The 26,499-nt window shown below is 66.7% G+C and carries 27 protein-coding genes and 2 pseudogenes; 12 read left to right on the plus strand and 17 right to left on the minus strand.

The window, feature by feature from the left end:
* Positions 1-82 precede the first annotated feature (82 nt).
* The gene (locus M8316_RS11435) at positions 83-925 is read left to right on the plus strand and encodes a GIY-YIG nuclease family protein (RefSeq protein WP_250054660.1); all 843 of its coding nucleotides are present in this window, start codon (positions 83-85) and stop codon (positions 923-925) included.
* A 69-nt stretch (positions 926-994) separates the two neighbouring features.
* Here the strand turns inward: M8316_RS11435 and M8316_RS11440 are convergent, their stop codons facing one another.
* A complete protein-coding gene (locus tag M8316_RS11440) occupies positions 995-1,186 on the minus strand; it encodes a hypothetical protein (RefSeq protein WP_250054662.1) in 192 nt (63 codons plus the stop codon).
* A gap of 169 nt (positions 1,187-1,355) precedes the next feature.
* Between M8316_RS11440 and M8316_RS11445 the strand changes: the two genes are divergently transcribed.
* Positions 1,356-1,568: a hypothetical protein gene (locus M8316_RS11445; RefSeq protein WP_250054664.1), complete on the plus strand. Its 213-nt coding sequence runs from the start codon at positions 1,356-1,358 to the stop codon at positions 1,566-1,568.
* A 248-nt stretch (positions 1,569-1,816) separates the two neighbouring features.
* Here the strand turns inward: M8316_RS11445 and M8316_RS11450 are convergent, their stop codons facing one another.
* Positions 1,817-2,377 (minus strand): hypothetical protein, encoded by a 561-nt coding sequence (locus tag M8316_RS11450; protein WP_250054665.1) that lies wholly within the window; start codon positions 2,375-2,377, stop codon positions 1,817-1,819.
* A 252-nt stretch (positions 2,378-2,629) separates the two neighbouring features.
* On the opposite strand from M8316_RS11450, the pseudogene M8316_RS21285 reads away from it, so the two are divergent.
* Positions 2,630-3,250: pseudogene (locus M8316_RS21285) on the plus strand (alpha/beta fold hydrolase); the annotation flags it as partial.
* Between the two features lie 46 nt (positions 3,251-3,296).
* Here M8316_RS21285 and M8316_RS11455 read toward each other — a convergent pair.
* The 4 genes from M8316_RS11455 to M8316_RS11470 all read right to left on the minus strand — a co-directional run bounded on the left by M8316_RS11455 (position 3,297) and on the right by M8316_RS11470 (position 5,822).
* Positions 3,297-3,542 carry a hypothetical protein gene (locus M8316_RS11455; RefSeq protein WP_250054667.1) on the minus strand — a complete coding sequence of 82 codons (246 nt, stop codon included), beginning with the start codon at positions 3,540-3,542 and terminating at the stop codon, positions 3,297-3,299.
* A gap of 22 nt (positions 3,543-3,564) precedes the next feature.
* Positions 3,565-4,248 carry a hypothetical protein gene (locus tag M8316_RS11460; protein WP_250054670.1) on the minus strand — a complete coding sequence of 228 codons (684 nt, stop codon included), beginning with the start codon at positions 4,246-4,248 and terminating at the stop codon, positions 3,565-3,567.
* Positions 4,249-4,342: 94 nt separating this feature from the next.
* Positions 4,343-4,606 (minus strand): hypothetical protein, encoded by a 264-nt coding sequence (locus M8316_RS11465; RefSeq protein WP_250054672.1) that lies wholly within the window; start codon positions 4,604-4,606, stop codon positions 4,343-4,345.
* Between the two features lie 34 nt (positions 4,607-4,640).
* A complete protein-coding gene (locus M8316_RS11470) occupies positions 4,641-5,822 on the minus strand; it encodes a tyrosine-type recombinase/integrase (protein WP_250054674.1) in 1,182 nt (393 codons plus the stop codon).
* A 508-nt stretch (positions 5,823-6,330) separates the two neighbouring features.
* Between M8316_RS11470 and M8316_RS11475 the strand changes: the two genes are divergently transcribed.
* Entirely contained in the window at positions 6,331-6,438 is a 108-nt protein-coding gene (locus M8316_RS11475) for a mycothiol transferase (RefSeq protein ID WP_372490285.1), read from the plus strand.
* Here M8316_RS11475 and M8316_RS11480 read toward each other — a convergent pair.
* The 9 genes and pseudogenes from M8316_RS11480 to M8316_RS11520 form a co-directional block, all read right to left on the minus strand.
* The gene (locus M8316_RS11480; protein WP_308196010.1) at positions 6,432-7,097 is read right to left on the minus strand and encodes a class I SAM-dependent methyltransferase; all 666 of its coding nucleotides are present in this window, start codon (positions 7,095-7,097) and stop codon (positions 6,432-6,434) included. The two genes, M8316_RS11475 and M8316_RS11480, sit on opposite strands and share 7 nt — an antisense overlap.
* A 133-nt stretch (positions 7,098-7,230) precedes the next feature.
* The gene (locus M8316_RS11485) at positions 7,231-7,872 is read right to left on the minus strand and encodes an HAD family hydrolase (RefSeq protein WP_250054676.1); all 642 of its coding nucleotides are present in this window, start codon (positions 7,870-7,872) and stop codon (positions 7,231-7,233) included.
* Between the two features lie 479 nt (positions 7,873-8,351).
* On the minus strand, positions 8,352-8,642 hold the full coding sequence (locus M8316_RS11490; RefSeq protein WP_250054678.1) for an Imm32 family immunity protein: 291 nt from the start codon (positions 8,640-8,642) through the stop codon (positions 8,352-8,354).
* An 859-nt stretch (positions 8,643-9,501) separates the two neighbouring features.
* A complete protein-coding gene (locus tag M8316_RS11495; protein ID WP_250054680.1) occupies positions 9,502-9,825 on the minus strand; it encodes a hypothetical protein in 324 nt (107 codons plus the stop codon).
* Positions 9,826-10,177: 352 nt separating this feature from the next.
* Positions 10,178-10,513: a hypothetical protein gene (locus M8316_RS11500; RefSeq protein ID WP_250054682.1), complete on the minus strand. Its 336-nt coding sequence runs from the start codon at positions 10,511-10,513 to the stop codon at positions 10,178-10,180.
* Between the two features lie 145 nt (positions 10,514-10,658).
* The gene (locus tag M8316_RS11505; RefSeq protein ID WP_250054684.1) at positions 10,659-11,180 is read right to left on the minus strand and encodes a GNAT family N-acetyltransferase; all 522 of its coding nucleotides are present in this window, start codon (positions 11,178-11,180) and stop codon (positions 10,659-10,661) included.
* 148 nt (positions 11,181-11,328) lie between these two features.
* The gene (locus M8316_RS11510; protein ID WP_250054686.1) at positions 11,329-11,703 is read right to left on the minus strand and encodes a hypothetical protein; all 375 of its coding nucleotides are present in this window, start codon (positions 11,701-11,703) and stop codon (positions 11,329-11,331) included.
* 140 nt (positions 11,704-11,843) lie between these two features.
* Positions 11,844-12,554: a variant leucine-rich repeat-containing protein gene (locus tag M8316_RS11515; RefSeq protein ID WP_250054688.1), complete on the minus strand. Its 711-nt coding sequence runs from the start codon at positions 12,552-12,554 to the stop codon at positions 11,844-11,846.
* A gap of 233 nt (positions 12,555-12,787) precedes the next feature.
* Positions 12,788-13,942: pseudogene (locus M8316_RS11520) on the minus strand (IS3 family transposase).
* A gap of 452 nt (positions 13,943-14,394) precedes the next feature.
* On the opposite strand from M8316_RS11520, the gene M8316_RS11525 reads away from it, so the two are divergent.
* Positions 14,395-15,576, plus strand: coding sequence for an amidase domain-containing protein (locus M8316_RS11525; RefSeq protein ID WP_250054786.1), 1,182 nt, complete (start codon positions 14,395-14,397; stop codon positions 15,574-15,576).
* Positions 15,577-16,608: 1,032 nt separating this feature from the next.
* Here the strand turns inward: M8316_RS11525 and M8316_RS11530 are convergent.
* The gene (locus tag M8316_RS11530) at positions 16,609-17,469 is read right to left on the minus strand and encodes an alpha/beta hydrolase-fold protein (RefSeq protein ID WP_250054690.1); all 861 of its coding nucleotides are present in this window, start codon (positions 17,467-17,469) and stop codon (positions 16,609-16,611) included.
* Positions 17,470-17,810: 341 nt separating this feature from the next.
* Here M8316_RS11530 and M8316_RS11535 point away from each other — a divergent pair, with 341 nt between their 5' ends.
* The 7 genes from M8316_RS11535 (at position 17,811) to M8316_RS11565 (ending at position 25,419) form a co-directional block, all read left to right on the plus strand.
* A complete protein-coding gene (locus M8316_RS11535; RefSeq protein ID WP_250054692.1) occupies positions 17,811-18,071 on the plus strand; it encodes a hypothetical protein in 261 nt (86 codons plus the stop codon).
* Positions 18,072-18,074: 3 nt separating this feature from the next.
* Entirely contained in the window at positions 18,075-18,437 is a 363-nt protein-coding gene (locus M8316_RS11540; RefSeq protein WP_250054695.1) for a hypothetical protein, read from the plus strand.
* A complete protein-coding gene (locus tag M8316_RS21110) occupies positions 18,434-20,932 on the plus strand; it encodes an ATP-binding protein (RefSeq protein WP_250054696.1) in 2,499 nt (832 codons plus the stop codon). The genes M8316_RS11540 and M8316_RS21110 overlap by 4 nt, the downstream gene beginning before the upstream one ends.
* Positions 20,929-22,830 carry an MFS transporter gene (locus M8316_RS11550; RefSeq protein WP_250054698.1) on the plus strand — a complete coding sequence of 634 codons (1,902 nt, stop codon included), beginning with the start codon at positions 20,929-20,931 and terminating at the stop codon, positions 22,828-22,830. The genes M8316_RS21110 and M8316_RS11550 overlap by 4 nt, the downstream gene beginning before the upstream one ends.
* Before the next feature lie 6 nt (positions 22,831-22,836).
* Positions 22,837-24,471 carry a M23 family metallopeptidase gene (locus tag M8316_RS11555; RefSeq protein ID WP_250054700.1) on the plus strand — a complete coding sequence of 545 codons (1,635 nt, stop codon included), beginning with the start codon at positions 22,837-22,839 and terminating at the stop codon, positions 24,469-24,471.
* Between the two features lie 131 nt (positions 24,472-24,602).
* Positions 24,603-24,740 (plus strand): hypothetical protein, encoded by a 138-nt coding sequence (locus M8316_RS11560; protein WP_250054702.1) that lies wholly within the window; start codon positions 24,603-24,605, stop codon positions 24,738-24,740.
* A gap of 151 nt (positions 24,741-24,891) precedes the next feature.
* The gene (locus tag M8316_RS11565; protein WP_250054704.1) at positions 24,892-25,419 is read left to right on the plus strand and encodes an HD domain-containing protein; all 528 of its coding nucleotides are present in this window, start codon (positions 24,892-24,894) and stop codon (positions 25,417-25,419) included.
* A 474-nt stretch (positions 25,420-25,893) separates the two neighbouring features.
* On the opposite strand, the gene M8316_RS11570 is transcribed toward M8316_RS11565, so the two are convergent.
* Positions 25,894-26,166 carry an excalibur calcium-binding domain-containing protein gene (locus M8316_RS11570; RefSeq protein WP_250054706.1) on the minus strand — a complete coding sequence of 91 codons (273 nt, stop codon included), beginning with the start codon at positions 26,164-26,166 and terminating at the stop codon, positions 25,894-25,896.
* Positions 26,167-26,499: the final 333 nt, after the last annotated feature.

Raw genomic sequence — 26,499 nt, forward strand, 5'->3', positions numbered from 1 at the left:
CTGCGACGCGCGGTTGCGACCGGCTGCCGTGACGTCGGCATGTCCCTGTGCTCCGGGCGAGTGCTCGATATGGTCGCGGGCGATGTCGTCTCCTGCCTCCTCCGTCCTGACCTTCAACCACCTCCTGGCCCTCGCCGGCGTGGACGCCGCCCAGGTGCGCCTGGTGCGACACCAGGACGGGCGGCTGCGGCCAGGTCGCCTGTACGAGGCGTGGCGGCAGGACCGTGGGGCCTTCGAGCGGTACCAGGCGGTGCAGAGCAAGGACCGATTCCCACTCGGTGGGGTCCTGGCCGGGTTCGTCGTCACGGAGGCCCGCAAGACGGTCTTCGTCGGGCTCTACCGGGTGGACGGCGTCAGCACCCGTCCCGACGACAGCACCGACCTCGTCACCGGGCACGACGTCTCAGGCTTCCACGACTACGAACTCACCCTGCTCGACGAGCTGGCCGACTACCGGGACCGCGTCGTCATCGACTGGGGCCCCGGCACCCGCAGCTGGGTGCAGCACGCAGCGAAGCAGCCGAAGACGGTCGTGGAGATCGCCGAGCAGTACGAGCCCCGCTTCCCCGGCTTCCGCGAGTTCGTCCGGCCGATCGAGGACATCCCCACGCTCCCCAACGGCTGGCAGCAGGTGCTGCGCAGCGTGAAGGGCGTCTACCTGCTGGTCGACCGAGATTCCGGCCACCAGTACGTCGGGTCCGCGAAGGGCGCCGACAGCCTGTTCGGACGCTGGCTGCAGTACGCGACCGACGGCCACGGCGGCAACGAAGGGATGAAGAAGGCGGCAGCGCCCGGGCGGCGCAGGTACCAGGTCTCAGTCCTGGAGGTGGTAGACGAGAACACCCCGGACACGACGATCGAGCAGATCGAGTCGTTCTGGAAGAACAAGCTGCTCTCCCGCATCTTCGGCCTCAACGTGAACTGAAGACCACCCGGTCGTGCCTCCGCGGGACGCCGGCGACGTCGGGTGAATCCATGCCGTGGTCCATCGGGATCAGCTGCGTTCCGCCGGAGGCTCGTGCGAGTCCTCGAGGCTGACCAGGATGGCGGTCATCATCAGGTTCGACCGTCTCAGGTGCCAACGCGCCCACCATGGCCACACGCCAGCCGCGATCTGAGCCTGCGCCATGGCGTCCGCGGTGCGCCGAACGTCCACGCGACCGTCCTCGCCGCGCACGAGGTCCACGGACGCCGTCGCCTCAGCTGTGCCGGACACCGTCGCTCTGGTTCCTCTGCCGAACACGGATGCACCCCTTGACCTGCTCCCGGTGAAGCATCTCTGACCATGAACGTAGGGGCGCACGAAGTATCCGGTCAAGCGCCTGCACTGTGCATGATCCAGAGCGCCTACCACCGTGCCGAAGTTCGCGACGAATGACCTCAGGGGCGGCAACGACCTGCCCGTGAACGCGCCGGAGCTCGCCGAGGTGAGGCGGCTGACCAGGGCGCTCGACAACCGGCAGGTGGGGCCTCCCCCGATGCTGGACGCGACGACCAGTCCGTTGCTGAGTTCGCACCTCTGTTCAGTCTTCCTGCCGGCACACAAGCTCAGGCTCGATCACGTGTGAACCATTCGTTGCCCCCCCCCCGAGCCCAGGCAGCACGCGATGATCATGCCCACCACGACGACCCAGCGCTGGGCGTCACCGGCCTCGTGGTCGGCTCTCTCCCAGGCGGCGTCAGCCAGCAGGTCGCGCCGGGTCAGCGTCTCGCGGAGGCTCATCGACGCCAGGACGCCGACGAGGCGGCCGGAGAGCGCGTGAGGGGATCGGTCGAGCCCAGTCAGAATCCCGCATTCACGAGGGTCGCCAGAACGTCACGGACTGGTCATTTCCAGGTCGATTCCGTCCACGGTTGCGGTGGCGGAGAACTCGAGAACGACCAGGAAGTCGTCAACACAGTTCGACATGCTTTCCGGCGCTCGAACAGCGGCAACATCCTTCACGGACCACGAGCTGCGGGCGCTCACGCGAGTACAGCCCACCGTGGCCGGCACTCGCGTGCTCACCACTGGGCCTCCACTGGCGAAAGAGGCTTCCACCACCGAGAGGAGCGACACCGGGCACCGACGCTCCTGGAAGGTCTTCTGGCCCTCGACACAGCCCTCCCAGGACTCGGGGTCGTCGGCCTCGGTGGATGAGAGCACGGCAACCTCGTCACCCGACAACCGGTAGGTGACCTCGTCGGCCCACGTGACCTCCGAGTCGCCTGATCTCGCGAAGGCGACGAACCGCCGAGCCTGATCGGTGAGAGCGCTCCTGTCGACAGCAGCGGGGTCGGACGACCCTTGCTGGGCCTCGCTCGCCGTGGGCTGCTCAGATGCTGCCGAATCAGAGTTGTTCGTGCTGCACGACGTCATCGCGAGCGGGAGCGCCACCACGCCTACCAGGACGCGCGACCGCCTCGTCCGTGAATCCAAGCCAGCCGACGAACGCCCGAGAAAATTCATGCGACGACATTAGGCGGGGCAGCGAGCCCTCCTCCCACACCACGCATCACGCCTCGACATTTCTTCAGGGGACTTCGTCACTGTCGAGAGCACGAGAAACTCGTGGCGATGCCGCATAGCGAAGGACGGAATTCCGCATCGACACCGTCGACCCTCGTTTCGCCGCCTGCTGGATGCTCGATGAGCACCGCCCGGGCTGAGCCTCGCGCGGATCAGTCCTTGGCAGGCGCATGCTCCGCGGGCTTCACTGCTCCGGTGGCCACCGTGATCCTCCCTGACGGCCGGCGTGCGGACGTCCGCCTCACCGGGCCCCAGGACGGTCCGGTGGTCGTCCTGCATCCCGGCACCCCGGTGGCGGCCACCCGGCTGCGGTTCCTCGAGGTCCCCGCCCATGAGCGGGGGCTGCGCGTGCTCGTGATCTCGCGCCCCGGGTACGGCGCCTCCACGCGGCTACCGGCGCGCGCAGTCGTCGACGTGGTCGCAGACACGGAAAGCGTCCTGCACCACCTGGGTGTGCAGCAGTGCGTCGTGATCGGGTGGTCCGGCGGCGGACCTCACGCACTCGCGTGCGCAGCGCGGCTGCCCCATGCCACCGCCACCGGCGTCATAGCCTCGGGCGCGCCCTACCCCGCTGAGGGCCTGGACTGGATGACCGGCATGGCCGCGGGCAACGTGACCGGCTTCAGCGCCGCGATCGAGGGTGAGGCAGCCCTGAGGCCGCTTGAGTCGCCCTGGGTCTTCTGGAGACTCCAACCAACCCAGGGCGACTCAACCGCCTCGGCCTGCCCACCACAGGCCGCGACCCCGGGGCTCCAGTCGGAGCACCCGGGGTGGAGCGTTCGGGAAGTCAGGCGGGCACGCCACCCTTGCGGCGGGCGGCTGGCGAGGCCTCGCGGATCACCTTCGGGTCCATGCCCGGCCGGCGCCCCGCAGACACGATGCGGTCGAGCGTCTCGGCGGGCCAGCACCCGGCGCACACCTCGACCTCCACCTCCTTCGTGTTCACCTTGAGCGTCCGTTTCTTGACCTCGAGCTCGTCGCTCTCGACCTGCTCGCAGACGTCGCAGACGAGCGACCGTCGTGTACGCAGCATGCTGAGCTGCCCGAGCGCTGACTCAGCGCACCCCGGGCCGGGCCATGTAGGCCTGCTCGCTGGAGGAGTCGGGACCGTCCTGGGAGACCACGTACCCCGCGGCAGCGGCCCACCAGCAGCCCGCGGCGCCCTTGCCCCAGCCGAGCACGCCGCCACCCTTCACGAGGCCGATCGTCGCGGCGCCCGAGCAGACGATGCGGACCTTGTAGAGGTCCGAGACCATCTCCTCGCCCTTCTCCCCGCCTGCCAGGCAGAGCACGCGGTCGATCCACTGGAACATGCAGTAGGCCGCAGGCATCTCGCCGCGCCACCACGGCTTCGGGATGAACTGCTTGTCGATCTGGCTCTCGTCGTCGTCCTTCTTCCACTCGCGGTTCAGCTTCCGCTTGAACTTCGTCGCGACGGTCTCGCCCTCGCCGTTGCCCAGCTTGCCGCGGACGAACTTCCGCCGGTTCTTCTTGGCGAACTCCTGCCGCTCGGTCGGGCAGGACTCCGCGCAGGCGTCCGTTCCCGGGTCGGCCATGGGCGCGGCGGCCGCGGGCGGTGCGGTCGGCTCGGCGCCGTCAGCGCGGAACCAGCTGGTGAGGATGACGTAGGACCCGACGACGATGAGCGCCAGGATCACCAGCTCGACGGTCCAGCGCACGGCGCGCGGCCGGCTCTTGTCCGAGCGGTCGTAGTCCTTGATGGCCTTCCAGATCGACATGCGCTCTCCCGGTGAGCGGTTGCCGCCCGGCCCCGAATGCCGAGCGTTGGCAAGTTCACCATGTCACAGCCTGCGGCCCGGGTGAGCGACCGATTCAGGACCTGTGGATAGCCGCGTCGTCGGCCAGCGAACGGACGTAGGCCATGCGCCGGCCCTCCGGCACGGCGGCGGCGAGCTGGGCGTAGGCGGCCTCGTAGGTGGGAGCCTCGGCCACCTCCTCGCGCCTGGCGCGCTCGCGGGTGTCGGCGTGGTCGGTGGGCGTCTCCTCGAGAGCGGCGGCCGAGGACTGGAGCGCCTCGCGCAGGTCGTTGAGGTCCTGCTGGGTCAGCCCGTCAGCGGGCGGGGCGGGAGTGGTCATGGCCGCATGCTCGGGACGCGGTCAAGGGGTTCGCTCACCACTGGTCCATCGCCTTGTCCAGAGCGTCAAGGGCGCGCTGGTCGGCGTCGGGCATGCGCCCGATGTAGCGGCGCGTGGTGTCGAACTCGCGGTGGCCGGCGCGCTCCATGACCGTAGGCAGGTCGGCGCCGCCGGCGAGCAGCCAGCTGATGTGGGAGCCGCGCAGGGCGTGCGGCTTGAGGTAGGGCAGCCCGATGCTCTGCACGGCCGGGATCCAGACGCCGGTGCGGTAGAAGGCCCGGCTGACCGGCAGGCCGCTGTCCCAGACGTCCGTCCGCTTGGGCGTCCAGATGAGGGTCAGCGGCGGGTGCCAGTCCGCCGGTAGGGTCGGGTCGGGCATCGAGAACAGCCGGTCGGACGGTCCCAGCTCGCGCTCGGCCACCAGCTCGGCCACCAGGCGGGCCGCGGCCGGGCGGATGCCCACCGTGCGGGCCCGCTTGCCCTTGGGGTAGTCCTTCCACACGAAGCGGGTGCCGTTGCCGGACTCCGCCTTGGAGGTCTCCACGATCGTGCGTCGGGCGGTGACGGTGCGGAAGCCGAGCTCGAACGAGGCCACGGTCAGCCCCATCAGCTCGCCCCACCGCAGCCCGGTCTCCTTGGCCAGCAGCGGGATCGGCCGCCACCACGGGTCCATGGCCGCGATGATCTGGTCGACCTGGGCCGGGGTGTAGACCCCCGGCTCGTCCTCGACGACCGTCGGGAGCTGCACGCCCTCCACCGGGTTGCGCTCGATGAGCCCGTCGCGCATGGCGGACGCACCCTTCTTGGCGGCCAGCACGGTCTGCAGGGCCTTCACTCGGGCCTTGATCGTGGACGGCTTCACGCCCTCGCGGCCCATGTCGGCCACCCACGCCTGGACGTCGGAGGGCAGGATGCGGCGCAGCTCCTTGGCGCCGAACCGCGGGCCGAGCACGGTGCGGTAGTGGGAGAGGTAGGTCTTGCGCGTGTTCAGCTCGCCGCCGCGGTTGGGGTACCAGATGGTCTCGAAGTAGGTGGCGAACGTGACCTTGCCCGCGGTGGGGTCGATCCACTTCCCGGCGCGGATCTTGCCCTCCGCGTCGTCGCCGGCCGCCTTGGCCGCGCGCTTGGTCTTGAAGGTGCCCGTGTGCCTCGTCCGGCCGTCGGGGTCGCGGTAGCCGCCGCGCCAGCCGGTGCCGTGGGCCTCGACCCAGCTCATGCCGGAACGTCCGTCGAGAGGGGCGTTGAGAAGGGCGCTGTCAGGTGCTTAGTCATGGCAGGAATGTCCCGTCCGGGTCAAGGGGTTTCGCACCAGGCAGATTCCAAATGCCACCCATTTGCCACCCATGACGCAAGAAGGCGGTTCCTCCGATGGAGAAACCGCCCTCTGACCTGCGCTTATGTGTCGGGCTGACAGGATTTGAACCTGCGACCCCTTGACCCCCAGGCGCGGCTGCGCGAGCGGTCAGCGTTTGTCATGCCCTGTCTGAGCCTGACCTCCGGCCCCGAAGGCACGCGTCGTCCATCCAAGTCTCGCGACGTTGCAGCCGGCGTTGCAGCAACTGGTCAAGGGGTCAACTTCTTCGCCCTACGGCAAGGAACGTTCTCAACCGACGCCGACGCCGACGCCAAGACCTTCTCGGCCGATGGACCCCATCGACTTCGAACTCATCGTGAACAAGGCCGCTGAATCAGACGTCCCCTGATCGTTCAACAGACCCCACCCGCTGGTCAGCCTGCGCTGGATAGCCACTCACATGGTCGAGGAGACGGCCCAGCATGCCGGAAACCTCGACATCCTGCGTGAGCTGGTCGACGGCTCCCGTGGCTACTGAGGCCGTTGCGGCAGCGGCCTGAGCTTGAACAAGAGGATGCCGAGATACTGGTTCATCACGGCCCGCTTGTGCGGGTAGCGCTCGCCGACCTCGGCAGCCATCGCGGGCTCGGCGGCGGCCTCGACCCACAGTCCGGCCGCGCTGAAAGTGTTGAGGAGGTCCGCGATCGTGTACGGCCGCTTGGTCAGGGTGACCGCGTCGTCCCAGTTCCGGTGGCGATAGGCGAAGGGCTCAGTGGAGAAGTACTCCTCCCCCAGCGTCGCGCCGTTCTCCTCAGCGCGCTCGATCGCGTAGCGGACCGGATGAGTGCGAGTCAGCAGGATGAAGCCATCGTCGGTGAGCATCTCGCGGGCGACCGTCAGGGCGAGTACGGAGTCCCTGGCGTAACCGAAGGACTGCAAGAACATGATTCGGTCAAACCGACGGCCCGCCAAGCCGGGCAGCGCCGACAGGTCGGAGAGGTCGCCCTGGATCAACTCCAAGCCCGTCGGCGGGACGACGAAGCCGTCGCTGATGTCGACACCAACCGACGCGCCCGCACCCTCCTGGACCAGCTGGGCGACCTTGGCACCGTTGCCACAGCCGGCGTCGAGCAGCGCGAGCCCGGTGACGTCGCCGAGGAGCTCGCGCTGGGCGGGCCACTCGACCAGTCGATCCAGTGAGTCTTCCCGAGCACGCGCCTGCTCATAGCCCGAAGCAAGCGCCGTCCATGGCCGGCTCGCGTCGCCGCCGGTGGCGCGAACCGCACTACCGTTGCTAGCGCGTCTTCGGTCGTCATAGTCACAAGACTACTCAGCACGCCGCGACGCCGTGCTCGACGAGCACGTCGATCAGGTAGTCGTGGCCTTGGTCTACGTCCCAATGCACGGCGACCATGCCTGCGTCCCGGGCGCCCTCGACGTTCTTGATGCTGTCGTCGATGAAGAGAATCGCGCCCGGATCGACACCGATCCGGCGGGCGGCCTCGGTGAAGAAAGCCGGGTCCGGCTTGGCGAAGCCAAGGTCGTAGGAATAGCAACTCGTGTCGAAGATGGCGTCGTAGCCGAGGGCGCTCCGCATGTGACCGCCGCGGTGCTGCTCCTGGTTGGTGCCAAGGTGCACGCCGTAGCCCTTGTGTCGCAGCGTCTCGATGAGGGCGAACGACTCCTCGATGAGCTCGATGCGATGCCAGACGTCGCGGTAGACGTCCTCGACCGGCGCCGTCACGCCGTACTCGAGCAACGCCGTCGCGAGCATCGGCAAGTAGTCACCCTCGCCCGCCAACGTAGGCAGCTCGTCCTTCCACGTCTTGTGGAGGAACTCCCTCGCGCGGTCGCCCAAATAGGGCTCCATCGCGACGTACCAACCACCCGGCACCACCTGCAGCACACCGTCGGCGTCGAACAACACATGGCGGACGGGGGCGGTCGACTGTGGTCCGGGCACGGCATCCATGGTCGCAACCTAGTCGCTGGCACATGTGGGTCTCGGCACACCGTTCGACCCTTGCAACACGACGCGGATCGTCCAGGCCTGCTGCCGATGCGCCGGCGTCCGGGTGGTGCGTCTCCACGACTTCCGGCACGGGTGAGCTTCGCTACTCCTCGGAGCCGGCGTCCCTCCGCGCACCGTCATGGAGATCCTCGGCCACTCCAGCCTCGAGATGAACCATGAACACCTACGGTCATGTCACCCACGCGTACCGACGGACAGCGATAGATGGTCTCGGCGAGGCACTGGGCGCTTCCCCCCTCGAATAGAAGCACGCAGGGCGGAGCGGTCAAGATCCTTGGCGGGCACCTCGGGAGCGCACTGTCAGGTCGATTCGCAATCCAGGCTCGATCAGCCGGTTACCCCCCTCGAATAGCAGCGTGAAAATATGGAGCGTTCTCGCCGCACGATCGAGCAGGGAGGTGCCCGCAGCCGATGTGCGGTCACTCCACGAGGCTGATGTGCAGGCCCGCCTCGTTGGTCTCGAACCAGCCCGACTCTGGCTCCCAGTACAAGTTGTGACCCGGCATGGCGTCTGCCTGGGCAAGCGTGAGCAGATGACGCGCCAGCGAGGTCAGCGCCGCGCTGTTCCCGGCGATACCGATGGTCCTGTCCTGCTCCTGGAAGGACAGCCACAACTTCGTGTCGTCATCCCAGTTGGACACCAGCCCGTGCTCGTCCACCTGGCGGATGTCAACGGAGATGAGCAGTGTGGTCCCGTCGCCTGATGTCATGCGAGCAGTCAACCAGCGGACCCCCTCGACGCCCACCGGACCTGCACGCTTCTGCCACTGGTCGGGCGGTTGGTCATCCGCGCAGCGAGTCGATCCGGTCGCCGGCTGTGCTCCGCTTGACGGGGTCGGCGGGGCGGTCGTGGGCGGGACGGTTTGCCGCCGTGCGCGTCGAGGTCAGCTCGGATCAGGCTGACCCACCTGGCGGCGTCGTTGGTGCGGTTGAGGCGCTGGCAAACGAGCTCGAGCAGGGTGCTCATCCGGCGCCGGTTGGGGAACCACTATCGGCGACGGCGGGCTGGGCAGTTCGGTCTGCCGCCGAGGTCGCTGCGGTCACCGATAGGCGACCCACCCGTGGCCACGCTCCCCGCGATGACCCCGAACTGGTCACGCTCTGCGTGACGATGCCTCTAGGGGGTGTCATTGAGTTGCATTAACACCTTTGCGCGCTTAATTAACACCCCCGAGTCAACAAGAATTTCGCTTGCGGACCATGTAGGCGGAACCGCCAATTGCAAGACTGACAATGAGGCAAATCACGAAAACGAGCCAAAGTCGCATATCGAAAACGTCACGCAGAACGAAGCCGAGCAACAGGGGGATCGGCGCGATAATAATTACGTAGGCAGTCCTTCTCCGGTCTGCTGGTTCGAAAGTCATCACATCTCCGTGAGCATTCCACCGGGAACGGAGAGTAATGCACTGCCAGCCCCGAGGAGGGCGTCGTCAGTACCACCTGATGCACTGCCGCCTCCTTCGCACGTACCATATGCGAAGCCTCCAGCCGCGCTAGCAGCCACCGCTGCACCGATCACAGCCAAAGCACCGAACCGAACCGGACCATACTGTCGAGGCGCGAATGCTACGAGCAGGCTCCGCTGGAGACGTTCCCATCCCTAGCTTCCCCGGGCAGGATCACGCACGCCCAGTCGCCATCCTCGGTCACGCTGACTTGCCCGTCGTCGTCCAGCCCGTCACCGTCGTCATCAGCGATGCCGGTCACTGTCGCACTCTTCGGCAGGCCATCGGCAAGGGACTGCAGCATCTCCACATCCCAGCCCGCAGCCTCGGCTGCCTGGAAGTCGTTGAAGAACTGCTCACCAGCTTCCGTTGCCGTCGCTTCACTGGAGCAGCCAGCCAAGAGGAGAGCAGACAGAACGGCAGCCACCTTGAGACCCGAGTGCATGCCCGGACTCTATAGCGAACGTCCACCCACTGTGCCGTGAAACGACGGTCCTCGGCCCCGAGCCGGTCCGCCTAGTAGATACGCATCAGAATCGAGGCGGGGGCTGGCACGAGGTAGTCGATCAACGCGTCAACGCCTCCGCCTGACGCTGGGGCCCACGGATCGGTCTACTGCCAGTGCGTACTGAGTACCCATCGCGTGGAGAGTGCGCCCGACGGTGTTCCGCGAAGTATTCGCAGGCTGGCCCCGTCGGACGAGCTTCGTGTCCGCATGCCCATCGGCACGCGGCACGGGCGGCAGGAGGTCGATAGTCAGCCACGTCCGTATCGCGGCAGATGCGAACTCTTCGACCTCAGCCAGGCAGTCCATAGGCTGCGTGTCCTGCCGCAGTGGCTTCGAAGAAGATCCGATCAGCCGCATCGTCCACAGCCCAAGTCTTGTACTCGCGCAGGACGTGCTCGACCTCATGTTCCGGAACCGGGACCTGCGACTCCCAGGACCCCCGAGAGAGGGCCACCAGCCCATCGGACAACAGCGACCTCAACGACTCCTCGGCCAGAGCCAGACGCGCGCTGAGCGCAAGGTCGGGGTGCATGGTGTTTGCGGTCCACCAGGCTTCGTAGACGCCTGTCAGATCCTCCGTTGCTGCCGAGAGGATTTCCGCTCGGACCGCTGCGAGATCATTCATGTCACAGATCCTCTCGTGAGTGTCTGTCGTGAATCCCTGCAACTCGGCATGAGCGGACGGCTTCCCGGATGGGGATCCGCTTGCGAGCTCCGCTTGACCATGCCGCACGGGGTCCCTCCGCGAGACCATCCCTCGTGTGCATCAGCTAGAGGTGTTGGGACGCGAAAAGGTGGTGCGGACTCGGATCACCTGGGTCAGTCACGAGTTGCCGCGACAAACCGACGCTTCGAGCGACTGCGATGGAGCCTGGGTTGTTCTGGGCGACGCGCGCCACCACTGCGCACCGCGGGACTGTGGACTGCACGTTGGCGATGACTGCACGAACCGCTTCACTGGCATAGCCGTGGCCCCATGATGAGGGATCGAAGCGGTAGTAGAGATTGAGAACCGGCTGTCCCCCGATCGTCTGGTGCTTGGCACCTGCGAATCCGATGATCTCCCTTGAGCCAGCGAGTTCGACGGCGGCGTACCCAAACCCATGCGCCACCCAGTGGGACCGCCACGCCTCAAGAAGGCGCTGTGCATCTTCGGGGTCGACCATTCGTCCGTCTGGGTTGTGCTCGTATGTGAGCACGTTGCTGTGAATCGCGAAAAGCCGGTCGACATCCTCGGGCCTTGGGCTACGGAGGACCAGCCTCGAAGTAGTTGCCCACGGCACATCAGTCACGGGCACAAGCATGATGCGTCCGGTGCAATCTCCCCGTCGGGACGCACCCAAAGGTGCACTTCGACTTGTCCCGATAGGCGAAGGTCCAGTGACGGCGTTCGAGCATCTGCCGGACGGTGGCGGATCTGCCTGTGCGCGGATGCCCGGATCAGGGCTGGTAGACGATGCGGAAGCGGTAGTCGAGTTCATGTTGGAGGAGGCGGATCAAACGGGCCGCTTCTGCGTCGATCCTTGCAGTCGCCGGACCTTGGGACGCCCGACCCCACTCCACGATGTCGCTCGCGAGTTCTTGACTAACGCTCCACTCGCGAACCAGTTCGTCGCCGTCGACGAAGATCAGGCCGTCCTCGCTCCACAAGGGGACATCGACACCGTCCTCAGACATGAAGCGGATCAACGACCCCTCGCTCGGCCCTTCCCAGGTCTCGTTGTCATCCTCGGCCCCATGGCCCCCGGGAGGAACCGCATACCAGCCCGCTCGATCATCGGGGGACATGATCCGGTCAGGCCGGGGTTCTCGCATGCCCACATTCTGCATCCGTGACGGCTGAGCCTCCGGCGAACTCAATAGCTGACCGGAACTCGTGGGTCGCAGGTGTTACTAGCTGCGTCCCGAGCAGCCTCGCCAGTTGCCGAGTTGCCGATGAGCGCATCGTCTGACCGTCAGTTGATGACATCGATCTCGCCGAGAAAATCCGTGAAGTCACGCGGGTGCGCTATCTGCTCCTTTGCTTGACTGGCGTTCATCTCGTCGGAGTCCTCAGCGATCTTGCGTGCCAGATCCAGCCGCTCGGGGTTGTTGACAAGAACTGACCAACGGACCACAGACGAGCGGTCCTCCGCCAGGCGACTCAGCGTTTCTGGTCGCAGTCTTCGAGAGCCCGCCGCCGTTGCGCGCACCTGGGCGATCAGGTCAGATGCCAGCATCTCGGCATCGGCATCACTGATCGTTGGATTGAGAACGATGGTCGAGCGAACAGCCGGGTGCGGGTCCCGCGCCAGAGCTGCCACCGCGTCCTCGTCCCGTGTCACCTCAGCGAGTCGCTCACGCACTGTGTGCACGGGGTCGCTGAGCACGCGTCGGGCGCCCATGGCGTCGAGGTCTTCGCGCTGTGCCGCGCCCCCACGCACATCGGCGTCGGACGCCCCCAGAGCTGGGGCAAGAGCGTGCGGACCGGGGTTCTCGGCGACCGCGAACCGCACGGCCCACTTCTCGTCGCGAACCAAGACCTCGAGGACTTCGACGTACGTGGATGGGTTCTTCGCTACAGCCTCTCGCACCTTCGAGGAACTGTCTGAAGCGAGCTCGGAGAGTGTGTCAGGTGACGTGCTCCAGTCGGCTGCGACGCGGGCGCGAGCGTTGATGCTGGGCACCGAGCCAGTCTGGCAGAGTCCAGACACCCTGAACCGAACGTTCAAACAAACGGCGAAGAACCTGGACCCGCCTGAGCGCGCTCGCACCGCAAGGCGAACCGGGCGGTTGCTGGCATGCCCTGCTCGATGCTTGTGCATGTTGCCCAGCCCACAGCGACAGCTCCGGTGCACCATCCGGTGACAGGTCAGAGTGACCTGCCCTACAGCCTGGTTCCATTCGGCGTGATGAGTCCTCAGGCGGGAACGGTGTCTGTGGGTGAGGCTAGTTCGTACTCGATCGGGGTCTGGTAGCCGAGCGCGGAGTGACGGCGTTGTCGGTTGTGGAAGATCTCGATGTACTCGAAGATCGCGTTCGCGAGTTCGACTCGGGTCTTCCATTTGCGGCGGTTGAGGAGCTCGATCTGCATCGAGGACCAGAAGCTCTCCATCATGGCGTTGTCCAGGCCGTCACCGACCGTCCCGAACGACGGAAGGAGCCCCGCGGTGCGGACCCGGTCTCCGAAGGCCCAGGAGGTGAACTGGACTCCGTGGTCGGCGTGGACCACGCCGCCGGGCTCGGGGCGACGGTTGCGGATGGCCATGTCGAGGGCGTTGACGACCAGTGAGGCGTCTTGGCGAGAGTCGATGGACCAGCCCACGATCCGCCGGCTGTAGGCGTCGAGAACAGCGGCGCAATAGACCTTCCCCTCGCGGGGTGGGGTGCTCGGTGATGTCGGTGACCCACAGTTCGTTCGGTCGGAGCCGGTGGAACTTTCGGTTGACTAGGTCCTCGGCGGTTGCCACGCCTCTGAGGCGTTTGACCCGCGCAGGTCCCGGCAGTCCGTAGATCCCGGCGTGCGTCATGAGGACCGAGACCAGCCGCGAGCTGACCTGGATCTTCATCGCCATCGTGAGTTCGGCATGGACACGGCGGTAGCCGTAGGTACCGCGGGAAGCCACGTGGACCTCGCGAATGAGTCCGGTCAGCCACTGGCGCCGCAGCTGAGTGGCCGACAAGGGACGGCGCTTGTAGCGGTAGTAGCCCTGCCGAGACACACCAAGGACCCGGCATGCGACGTCGACGGGCATCCCGGCATCGGCCAGACGGTCGATCACCGGGTGGACCCTTTTGGGTGGGGCTCGTCCTGGTCCAGGAACTTCGCGGCCTGCCGGACGATCGCCAACTCGGTCTCGAGTTCCCTGATTCGCTTGCGTGCTGCGCGGAGGTCGGCGGATTCGCCGGTGCTGATGCCCGGACGCTCGCCCCGGTCGATCTGATCCTGGCGCACCCAGCCGTGGAGACAGCCTGCGCTGATGCCTAGCTCGTAGGCGGTCTGCTTGACCTGCTTGCCCGATCGGACCAGCGCGACGGCGCGGGCACGAAACTCGGGCGGATAGGGACGGGGCACTCTCAGAGCCTTTCAGTCAGGCCCGAGACTCATCACCCGATCTGGAAACCAACCCGTAGGGCAGGTCAGAGTGACAACCGGACCTTCAGCAATCCCCCACTCCCGGTACAGGGGTTGGCTCGAAGACCAGCCCGACAGCCACCTGGTCAATCTGACGGTGGAACCAGCAGACCAGGTGCCCGCACACCAATACATCCTGATCGACCTGGCCACCGAACGACATCACCATCGCGCATTGAACGGTCCGCGTGCCATCGAAGAGCGCGCCTGTCAATCAATCAGCGCTGTGGCGCCTGACACACGTGCGCACGTGTCTTGGCGACGCCCCTCCAGCCCGGTCTAGTCCAATTTTCGATTGCGCACCTCCCGGCAACAAATCGGTCTACCTTAAGCGCCGTCAAGCCAACTTGGCAGACATTATCCATCGCCCATTAGGAACACACTTGAAGCGAATGATCCTGGCTGGAGCAGCCAGCATGCTCGCCGCCATTGCGATGACTAGCGACGGTTCCGCTGTCGCATCCTCAGTCGGCACCGCGGACAACCTGCAGGACCACCTAACGTCCGCGGAGGCGCGTCCCGCCATCCGAGCCCTATTTCAAGAGACCAACCGGGTTTGGCTCCACGGTCGATCGGCCATGTCACGGCCGAGCGCGCGTGCGGTTTCTCGGACAAGCAGCGAGACAGACGTTCTGTCTGAGCAACTGCAGCAGGCCCTGGCATTGCGGCGCACTGTGACGTCCGCAGACATGGAAATCGAATCCTCGTCTACGACTTTGACTATCAACGACGTCACTTCTGGCCCCGATAACATGACCACCTTCAATGTCACCGTCTCGATTTCGCAAACATACCTAGACCTGGGGTCCGACGAACTTTCGGATGCCTCCTGGGATCAGGACTACTGGGTTACTCTGGCAGACGCTTCCGAAACTAGTGGCCGCACGTCAGCCAGGGCAGAGGAACCAGACGACAGTCCGGAAGTGGTCGACGTTTCCCCGGAGTCCGATGAATCGACGCAACTGGCGGAGGGAGAAGTTGAAACAACTACATTGGCCGACCAGACGGTTCAGGCCCGGGCGCTAGCTACGGACGCAGCGAAGTCTGGAACGTCTGTCGTCAATCGCGGCGATTTCCGCCAATACGCCTTGCTGTGGACGGATTCGGATCATAAGAAAAAGATGAACCCCGACTATCCGAAGTTCGACAATAATTGCGCCAACTTCATCTCCCAGGCACTAAATAATGCCGGCTGGAAGCAGACCGGTGGCGTCAATCCGTATGACAATGACAATTGGGACGCAGACTTGGCTGGCCCGGCCGGCCATACGCAGACCTGGGCCGTCGCAAAGGACCTGTATGACTATGCGCGCAATGAGAAGTCTATGGGCCACATGGACAATATCTGGGACGCAAAGCGAGGCGATCTCTACTTCGTCGACTGGGACAATGACGGCGACAGCGTCATCGACCACGTCGTCGGAGTGACGGGTCGGACATCAGGGGGCGTTCCGCGGATCAGTTCCAAGTCGACGAACCGCCACAACATTCTCCTGACGACTTGGAAGAAGATCATCAACGACAGTACCGGTCCTGACCCGATCTGGTACGGCCTCACCGCAGAGAAGGACTGACGCGACGCCAAGGGGGTGGGTGCGCGACATCTTCGCCATTCACCCTCTTGGCGGTTCGGGTATCTTCAGCGACAGTACGATAGGGCGGTACTTCATGCGGACAGCGCGGAATTTGATGAGTCTTGCAATCCTCATTTCCATTGTGACTGCGAGCGCGTTATGGATGGCGCAGCCGAGCGTCGCGTCCGCGACGGACTCAGACTCGCAGTCAGTTGCCTCGTTGCGAGCCTCCTGCAACAAGGGTTTCGTGCGCCTAAGGGTGGTGAGATCAACCGAGGCGCGTCACCTAGCTGTGACGGTCGCACTTCGCGAAATAGAGTCTCCGGAATCTTGGAATGGACGATTGGTCCTACAGAGCACGAGCGGACCGACCCGAGTCAAGACGATTAGACTTCAGGAGAAGACTTGGGCGTCGGAATCCCTCAACCCTGTTTTCTTGGTGCCGAAGTGGGCAAGAAGTTTTGCCATTCACCTTCGAGACGCCGAAGAACACCCCCATCGATGCTTTCTTGGCTCGTACGTTCTGCCGCGCTTGGCCATCTCTTCGACTAGATGCAGCAGAGGATTTCTTGCATTCTGGTATCCCGTCAGGCGCTCGAATCAGCCCGACCTTCTCTACCTTGGGATGGATGGCAGTGCTGCCAGCGGTTCTCCATGGACCATTCGGGCCGCGCAGTGGGTCGACGGTGTCAGAACGGTGCATGAAAGAACTTTCCTCGCCAGCCAGGAAGATGTGACCTATAGACTTGTTGGTCCAAGCCTCCGGCCCGGGCGGCACTTGAGACTTTCTTTCCTGCGGCATGGCAAGGTAAGGTGCGGCGTTGATTTGCTGGATACGCGCATGTAAGGCAAACATTCTGCTCTCTCTGCCGCGAGACCACCGTGGCAAGTTTCGTGCAGGGGCATGCGCGACGGTCGGTAAGTGCGGGCCAAAACTGAAGATCCGATGCGCTGATTTTGGGTGAACCCCGATGGGGGCATTGCAGCCACACCCGGCAATGCCCCCCATTGACTGGCATTCCCCAACGGTTCTCATTTATTAGTTTCCGCCGTGGAGGCGAAGGACCGACCAAGGAGGCCTAATTGGCTGGGTGCCAACCTTCGCCAATAGTCCAAGGTGTGGTCGCCGCGCTGAAACCCTCCAGATGGCTTTACGCTGAAACCTGCCACATAGTCCCGGGTGGCTGCATAAAAAGGATCGCCTTCACCGCAGTCGATCCGAATATCAATGCCCGAGAGTAGCGATTGTCTCCCGAACAGGGTGGCTTGAGCGAAGTCCGCAGCGTCGTCAAACGCGCCGTCCGCGGTGTCTTCGAAGTCGTGCCACAGTGCTGGGCTTGCGGCGGCCACAGCTGCAACCTGGTTTGCACCTAAGCGGGTGGCGAGCGCCAAGGAACCGTAACCACCCATCGACCATCCCAGGAATCCAACCCGGGTTGTGTTGAGCCCTCGACGGTTGAGCAAGGGCATGAACTCGTCTAGCACCATGGCGCCAGCATCCTCACCACTTGCCCTCGGATGCCAGTACGTTTCGCCTCCATCGACGCTGGCCAGCGCGAAGGGGGTCCCCCCGCCACGTACGTGTTCAGCTAGGAACCGGTCTAAGCCGAGATAGTCCTCGCTGAAGGCTGACGCATGGTCGTTGCCACGGCCGTGCAGCACGATTGCAACCGGCAAGCCTTCTTCGGCCTTGGGCGGAAGCGCGATCGTCCAGCCGCACTGCCGTCCGAGTCGTGCCTGCGACCTAAACGACCCAGAGATGGTCTCTCCCGGCTTGACGTCGGGAACGACGCCTGGCTCTCCGGACAATCCCAACTGGCGAAAGATCCAAGATCGCCCGGGAAGTGCACCCGTGTCCACCGCATATGCGGTGACAGCAGTGCCAGCACCCACGCCAGCGAGTCCAGCACCGGCAAGCAAGTGGCGTCTCGACAGTCGCGGCAGTTTGCTGGCGGTGTCAAGCTGGTCCGATGGCCTATCCACGTCGCCAGTAGATCAGGTAAGTGATCGCTGAAGCTTGAAGTGGTCCCTGACGTGTGGTGAAGAAGTCCCAGCAGAGCGGGTTCGACTAGACCCACGTCGCGGCAGTTATCCACAGGCCGCCGGCGCACCCCTAGCAGGAGCCCGCTGAGTGTGGTCCGATGCTCAGCAGAAGCATCAATCGTCCGCTCTCGCTCGGGGAGGCGGTCGGGGGGCCCGCTTCCTTTCGAGAGCCGTCTCGGGAGGTACGCACCATGCTTGAACTCGTTCCGCAGCTCATCACCGCAGCACCTGACTTCAACTCCGACGGCATCGTGGCCTGGGGAGTCAAGAACATCATCCCGGTCATCCTGCTGTTCGTCGGGATCGGCATCATCGCGTCCTCCCGCAAAGGGCAGATGTCGCAGAACGCCCTCACGGTCACCAACATCATGCTCGGCTGCATGGTGATCGCTGGCGCTGCCCTGTTCTACGGGTTTGCCGACAACATCGCCGCGTTCGTCTTCGGCGGCTGAGCCATGCTGCTCTGCCCCGACGACGACGTCTACCGGGTCGACGCTGTCTGGCTCGGCCCCCGCGGCATGACGCTCCCCTGGACCGCGCGCTACTCGGCCTACAGCATCTGGCTCGTCCTCTTCGTGTCGATCCTGCTGGTCGAGGCCGGGCTCCCGATGCACGTCAGCGTCCCACCGGTCTGGGAGCTCGTCTTCTCCGTCCTCGCCACCTACGCCCTTACCGGCGTCATCGACCACGACCGGCCGCTGGCGAGCGTCTGGCATCTCGTCCGAGCAGAAGCCGGAGCACCGCGAGCCCGGAAGTCCGGCCACCGAGTCGCCGTCGGCACCCGCAAGATCCGGGTTCGCGAGAGGAGCCTGCTGTGAGCAGGTCCATCGACGCTCCCCCGCAGAGCCGGCTGGCGCTACGCCAGATCGAGGGCAACCTCTGCTTCACCGCGGACGAGGCGTGGGCCTGGTACGTGCTCCCGACCCAGCTCTGGGCCTTCCGCTCCGACGGGCAGCGCGAGCAGCTCATGCTCGGCTTCGCCGACGGGCTGTCCTGGCTGGCCGGTCACCGGGTCCACCTCCGTGTCACGTCGCGGCCTTACCCGACCGCCACCTGGGCGCGGCAGCTCGACGAGCTCACGACGAGTCCCCTCGACACCGCCGGCGGCCCCTCGTGGTCGGACCACCTCGTCGACATGCAGCGGCACCTCCGCACGCAGACCATGGCCGAGAAGGAGATCTACCTGGGCGTGCGCGTACGTTCCCGTGCGCCCTCACACCGGCTTCTGAGCACCCTTCGCCGGCGGCCCACGGACATCGAGCACGCGCGTCTGTTGCCCGAGGTCGAGCGGATCACCGAGGCCGTCACCCTCCCCGGCCTCGACGGCCGCCCCGCATCCGCTGTCGAGATGGAGTGGCTCGTCCGACGCTCCACCGGTCTCGGGCTGCCATCGCCCCAGGATCTCTCCCCCGTCGAGCAGAAGCTCTGGACCGAGGACGACCTGTCGACCTTCGAGGACAGGGTCGAGTACCAAGCTGCTGCTCTCGGTCGCACCGTCAAGCTCACCAGTCGCACCGACCGGGCACCTGTCGAGCGCCACGTCGCCGTCCTCTCCGTGGGGCGCCTCGAGGAGATGGAGGCACCCGACCCTGCTCACGAGCCGTGGCTCAGTCACACCGATCGGCTGCCGTTCCCCGTGGAGTGGTCGGCGCAGTTCGACGTCCTGGCCGGCAACGACGCCCGCCGCACCATCCAGCGCAAGCTGCTCGTCGTCCGCGACATGCAGAAGCACTACGCCGAGCACGACCTCGACGAACCGCTCGCCCTCGACCGTCAGGCCCGCCACGCCCGCGAGGTCGAGGACCAGATGACCCGTGGTGCCGACGTCGCGTCCACCCGCATCCACGGCTGGTTCCGCATCGCCGTCGCCGGCCGCACCGAGGAGGAGTGCCTCGAGCGGGCACGGAAGGTCGTCACGTCCTACCGTTCCCGGCGCGTGACCATCGAGCACCCCCGCGGGCAGTTCGGGCTGCTCCGCGAGTTCATCCCCGGCGAGCCGGTGTCCACGGCCGCCTACCGACGGCGTCTCCCGGCCCTCTACGTCGCAGCCGGCGTCCCCTCTGCCTCGAGCCGACTCGGCGACCGACGTGGGCCCTATATCGGGTACACCGCAGGGGCCTCCGCCCGCGCGGTCATGTTCGACACCCACTACGCCACCGAGGTCCGCGAGACCTCCGGCCTGGTACCCGTCGTCGGTGGCCTGGGCGCGGGCAAGAGCGTGCTGCTCGGGCAGATCGCCTACTCCGCCGTCCGCCGAGGCATTCCATCGATCATCCTCGACCCGTCCGGGCCGCTGTCCCGCCTCACGCAGCTGCCCGACCTGGCGGGGGCCAGCCAGCACATCGACCTCACGACAGCGGCCTCCGGCACCCTCAACCCCTTCGAGGTCGTGGCCACGCCAGCGCGTTCCTCCTTCGCGGACGAGGACGCACACCGCGAGGCGGAGGTGCTGGCCGCGCAGGACCGGAAGCTGCTCGCCATGGACGTCATCAAGATGCTGTTGCCGGCCTCAGTCGATGCCATGCCGCAGACCGCGCTGGTCGTTTCGGAGGCGGTGCGCTCCACCCGAGGTGATGCCGGTGCCTCCCTGTGGGATGTGGTCACTCACCTGGACGCGATGGGGAATCCTCACGGCAAGGTCGTGGCCGACTACCTGCGCGACATGGCCGAGCTCCCGCTGTCGCGGTTGTTCTTCCCCAGCACCCAGGGCGCCGCGCCGCGTCTGAGCGCCACCCTGACCGTGCTCACGATGCCGGGGCTGGTGCTCCCGCCGCGCTCGGTCCCCCGCGACCACTGGTCGACCTCCGAGCAGCTCGCCGTACCGCTGCTGCACCTGGCGTCCTGGTTCGCGACCCGGGCCGTCTACGGACGGACCATGCACGAGCGCAAGCTGGTCGCCCTCGACGAGACACACTTCCTCGGCGAGTGGTCCGCCGGCCGCGCACTCTTCACCCGGCTCGGCCGCGACTCGCGCAAGTGGAACACCTGCGTGCTCGCCGCCAGCCAGAACCCGTCCGACGTCCTCGGGATGGACGTCGCGAACTTCATGTCCGCCGCCTTCGTCGGCAGGCTCGAGGACGACGAGACCGCGCGCGACGGTCTCCGCATGCTCCGCGTCCCGACCGGCGTCGGCTACGAGCGAGTCCTCTCCACCCTGTCGTCCGGCCGCGGCGACAGCCAGTTCCGCGAGTTCGTCATGCGGGACGTGGACGGCAACGTCGACAAGCTGCGCATCGACCTCACCGGCAATCCCGATCTGCTCGCCGCGCTCAACACGACCGCGGCACAGCGAGGCTCGGAGGACGTGGCATGAGAGCCCTGCTCCCTCGACTGCTCCTGCTGTCCGTGATCGCGGGGCTCCTCGGCCTGGTCCTCGCGGCGCCGGCCTCGGCCATCCCCGGCTTTCCCGACTGCAAGACGCCGCCCACCCCGGAGGTACCCGGCCGCGGTCTCGCCGGCTTCTTCTCCACCGAGCCCACCCCGCTGCCCGACGAGGCCGATCCGTTCCAGCCCGACTCGGGCACCACGATCTACCAGCAGTACGGCCTGGCCGGGTTCCGCTGGCACACCTACGACCTCGGATGCGGCCCCGACGCGATGCGCGCCCCGGACGCCGTCATCGGGACAGCGATCAGCAACTGGATCACCCAGATCCCGCTCGCGCTGACCTCGCTCACCGGCTCCGTCATCCAGCAAGCCTTCGCACCCGACTTCCTCGGGGCCTTCGACGGCGCCATCTCGGACGTCTCCACGGCACTGCACGACAACCTCTTCGTCTCGTGGATTCCATTCGTCATCGCAGCCATCGGCGCCCTCGTCATCGTCCGTGCCCGGAGCGCATCGTTGGCCAGCAACGCCGGCGCCGTCGGGTGGGCGCTGCTCGTGATCCTCCTGGCAACAGCACTCTTTCGGTGGCCCGTCGAAGCAGGCGAAGCAGCCGACGAGACCGTCACCCAGACCCTCGGGACCGTCGTGACCCACCTCGACGGTCAGGACGACGACCTCGACCCCGGCACCGCCGTCGCCTCCGGCATCATAGACGCCCTGCTGTACCGGGCGTGGCTCGCCGGCGCCCTCGGCTCAGCCGACTCCGCCACCGCCCGCACCTACGGACCCCAGCTGTTCCAGGCACAGGCACTCACCTGGCGTGAGGCCCAGATCCTCGAGGACGACCCGGACCGCGGCCAGGAGATCATCGAGCAGAAGCAGGAGGACTGGAAGGACGCCGCCGACGAGATCCAGGACCGCGACCCCGAGGCGTACGAGTACCTCACCGGCCAGCGCTCCGAGGCCCGAGTCGGCTACGCCATTCTTTCGGCAGTGGGCACACTGCTCGCTCTTCCGTTCCTCCTCGTCTCTGCACTCCTGCTGATCGGGTGCTTCCTCCTCGTCCGCCTGGCCGTGATGCTCTTCCCGGCCTTCGCCACGCTGGGCGCCTTCCCCACCGCCCGCGGGCTCGTCATCGGTCTCGGACGACTCGTCGGCGCCGCCGTCGTCAACGCCGTCCTGTTCGGGGTCGGCGCCGCGGTGACCATCGCCGTGCTCGGGCTCCTGCTCGACCCAGGAGGAGCGCCGGCGTGGCTCGGCATCGTCCTGATGCCCGTCTTCAGCCTGCTCATGTGGGTGATCCTCAAGCCTTTCCGGCGGCTCACCGCCATGGTGAGCCCCCACCAGAACCCGCTCGAACGCCTCGACCCTCCGAGCACCGCCGGCGCCAAACGACTCGCCTTCGCCGGGCTCGGCCTTGCCACCGGCGGCATCTCGGCCGGCGCTGGTGCCTTCCTCGGCTCGAAGGTCGAGGACGAGTCCGACGACTCCGCTCCCGAACGAGCCGAGGCCCGTCCGTCCGGCCCGGCGGTCCCCGTTTCAAGCGCGACCACCGTCCAGGCCGCAGCCCACCGTCCCGCAGAGCTCGAGCCGGCTCGGGCCGCCGCTGAGGGACGTCACTCCACTGGCCAGCCGAAGCCTGAGCCACCCGTACCTGCTCCGCCCGCCGGCCGACGGGTCGAGCATGCAGCGCCGGTAGCGCCACGGGTTTCCACCGCTGCCGGTGCGCGCTCCGCCCTGCCCGAGGGCTTCGTGCCCCGACCGACAGGAGCTGACCGCCTCGAACCGGTCGAGCCACACGAGTACGACGGCGAAGAGGTCTACACGATCTACCGCCCCCATGACGCGGCTGACGCCGACTCCGACTCTCTCCAGGACCGGTGACCTGGCATGTCGCGTCTCGGCGTCGCCCTGGTCATCACCACCGCGGTCATCGGCGGCATCACGCTGATCGGTCTCCCAGCGGTCATGGTGATGTCGGTGATGGGTGGCAGCAACGACAGTGACTCGTCCTGCACCTCGGGCGACGTCGTGCTCGCGGGTTCATCTGCGACCCAAGGTCTCGACGACGCCCAACGCGCGATCGCGGCGACCATCGTCACTGAGGGACGACGGCTGGGCGTCAGTGCTCGCGGGCAGGTCGTGGCACTCGCGGTCGCCGCACAGGAGTCACGCTTCACGGTCTACGCGAACGACGGGACCGGCGAGCTGCAGCCAGACCAGGCAGGCATCGAACGGTCCCTCGACCTGCCGCACACCGCGGTCGGGAGCGACCACGGATCGCTCGGCGTGTTCCAACAGCAGTGGCCCTGGTGGGGCTCCATGCAGGAGCTCATGGACCCCGCGACGTCCGCCCGCCTCTTCTACCAGCACCTGCTCGCCGTGCCGGGCTGGCAAGACATGGAGATCGGTGACGCCGGCCAGCAGGTTCAGAGGTCCGCGTACCCCGACGCCTACGACGATGACGTTCCCCTGGCCGAGGCCCTCGTCAACGGCTCGAGCTCTGCCGGCACCGAGCTCACCGGCTACTTCGGGAGCATCGACCCGGCGACCTGCGGCGTCACCGTCGCTGATGGCGATGTCGTCTTCCCGCTCGCCCCAGGCACCTCCTACGTCGACCAGGAGAACTTCGGCGGCGTCAGCAGCTTCTGGTCCACCACGCACACCGGCACCGACTTCTCCACGGCCTGCGGCGGGACCGTGCTGGCGGCCACGTCCGGTGTGGTGCAGGTGGACACGACCGAGGCCTGGGCCGGGACGTGGCTGGTCGAGATCGACTCCGGTTCCGTCGTGACCTGGTACGCCCACATGCAGGCCATCGAGGTCGAGGACGGTCAGCAGGTATCCGCCGGCCAGGTCATCGGCGCCGTCGGCGACCTGGGCAACTCCACGGGCTGCCACCTCCACTTCGAGGTCAGACCCGGCGACGGTGACCCGGTCGACCCCACGGACTGGCTGCTCGAGCACGTCGGATCTGACCGCGGTTCGGCCGTCCCCGTCGTGGATGCTGAACCGCCCAGCCTTGAGCAGCTCAGAGTCGCCGTGATCCCGACCGGCGCACGCACGAGTCTCGTTCAAGCACTCAACCGCTCACCCGACGTCCTCGTGGCCCTCGACGCCACCAACCTGGCACCCCTCGCCGCACCGTGGAGCACCATCGGCGGCGGCAAGGGACCACTGATCGTCTGGAACGCCGACGTGCTGTCACTCCTGCGCTCGGGGCCAGGCAAGGCGGGCGGCGAGGCCACGTGGGCGATGCTTCGCACGGACGCCGGAACCCTCCCCGTCCTCGCCGGCACGCATGCTCGGGCCTTGCGCCAACTGCTCAACGCCATGACGTCCGCCGGATACCCACCCCTCATTGCCGCGAGCAGGGCTGCGCTGGCCCGGTCCGGGTTCGACGAGGGAGCAGCCTCCTGCGGGTCCGTCGCGGTCAATCGAGATCCCGACTACCTGCGCCTGGCCGAACCGCGGTGCGCCGCTCCCTGGTTGTCGGTGACCGTCGCTCCCGCTGACGTGCCATGAGTACCGACCACCTCCCCTACTTCGGCGCTCCCCCACCTCGGACGCCGCGTCCTGCACGCGATGAGCCCACCTTGCGGGGCAAGCGCGTCGTCCTGTCGCGTCCAGACGGGTTCGTCTACGACGTCCGGGCGGTGAGCGAGCTCGAGCGGGATGCCGATGGCCGCCAGGTCGTCCGCGTCGTGACGGAGGAGGCGTACTTCAGATGGATGTTCACCGGCGTGGCGGCGAGTGCCGAGTCCTACCCAGCTCGGCTGGTCTGGGTTGAGTGAGCAGGTGGCGCGGCGAGCGCAGGGACCGGCCGGAGGCCGCACGCCCGGAGCCCGCCGCGGGCGCCGGCGCAGCCGGCGCCTTGATCTAGTAGAGAGCAATTCGGCAACCACACGCCCAGCCGCGGCTCCATGCCCTGGTTACGCTCGAACCGTGTCCACCTGGAGCGTCGCGGAGTGCCGAGCCCTCGCCGAGGAACTGCTCGGCGACGCCGGTGACCGCTGGCTGCACGTGCAGGGAGTGGCACGGCGAGCCGTCGACCTTGGCGCATCGGAGACCGTCGTCGGCGCCGCCTGGCTGCACGACATCGGCTACGGCGTGCCGAACGCCGCCACAGGCATGCACGCGATCGACGGCGCCTCCTACCTGGACCTGCATGGCGCTCCTCGCGAGGTTGTTGCCCTCGTGGCCCACCACAGCGGCGCCTGGGTCGAAGCGGAAGAACGTGGGCTGACCGGGCGGCTGCTCGCCTTCGACGTGCCAGACCAAGCCCTGCTCGATCAGCTCACCTGTGCCGACATGACGACCGGACCTCAGGGGGTACCCGTCGACGTTGACACCCGCGTGCGCGAGATCCTGGCTCGGTACGAGCCCCAACATCCCGTGGCTCGAGCAGTCGAACGGTCGCAAGGCGCCCTCCGGGCAGCCTGCGCGCGGGCGATCGGCGTCAGAGTCGTCTGACGACGCTGTTGGCAGTGGACCGCGACCCGGGAAGCCCACTCTTCGCATCCCGGGCCGCGGTCACTAGGCCGGCTCGCCGACCCCCCTGTTGATCCTCGGCAACGGACCGGCGTCGTCCACCATGCGCTCACAGCCATTCCATTGCCAGCGCAACGGGTAGGGGGCTGGACCATCGTCTAGGATGGCTGTACAGCCCGCGCGGTGAACGGACCCGAGACCGGTCACCGCGCGGGTTGCTCGCGTGCACGGCCTCCCCCATCGCGCCGGCACGCCGCGTGGCCTGGCCCGGGTCGCCTGTCCCCGGCCCCGGCGCTGGGCCACGCGCACACCTCGCTGGGGACTATTCACCGGGCTCGGCACAGTCGTAGTCTCAGTGGCCTCGAGTATCCCATGGTTCCGAGGGGCCGTGGCCCGGCTTCCCAGCGTTTCTCCCCGTGTGACGCGGAGGCCGGGCTCCCCGCTCGCGGCCGTCGCTCAGGCAGTGACCTCGCAAGCGGTGCCGTCCTTGTCGGCGTCGCTCTCGGTGTTCGCCCGGTAGACCTTGAGCCGGACCGCGGGCCGGTAGTGCCCGGAGCGCACCTGCCGCTTCGCGGCCCGCTTCGACTTGGCAACGCCGTACTTGTAGACCTTGTGCATCGCGTCGCAGTTCGCGAAGTCCGTCGCTGCCTGGGCCGGCGCCGCAACTGCGGTCAGCGAGCCGACCATGAGCGCCGCGACCGCTGCAGAGCCGATGAAGTGTCGGGCCATCCAAGTGCCCCTTTCGTGAAGTGAATCCTTACCGCCGGAAGGTAAGCCCACCGTCGCCGTCGCCGCAGGCGAATCCAGCTCGGGGCTCCGATCGAACGCCACGGGATCGGTCACCGGGTCCTCCGGGAGCGGGTCTGCTGGAGCGACAACTAAGGGATCGGCTACTGCCAGCGGGGAGTTCCAGCAGCGGCTGGTCCAGCGGAGCTCGCAAGCGCATCCACCACCGCGACCCCCGGCCTTGGCCGACGGCATGTACTCGCCGATCGGGGTTCGGCTTCCGGGACAGTTTGATGTCGCCGACCCGAGACCGGCTGCCTACCACCCAGAATGACG

This window comes from Nocardioides bruguierae, assembly GCF_023554635.1.
GTDB lineage: Bacteria > Actinomycetota > Actinomycetes > Propionibacteriales > Nocardioidaceae > Nocardioides > Nocardioides bruguierae.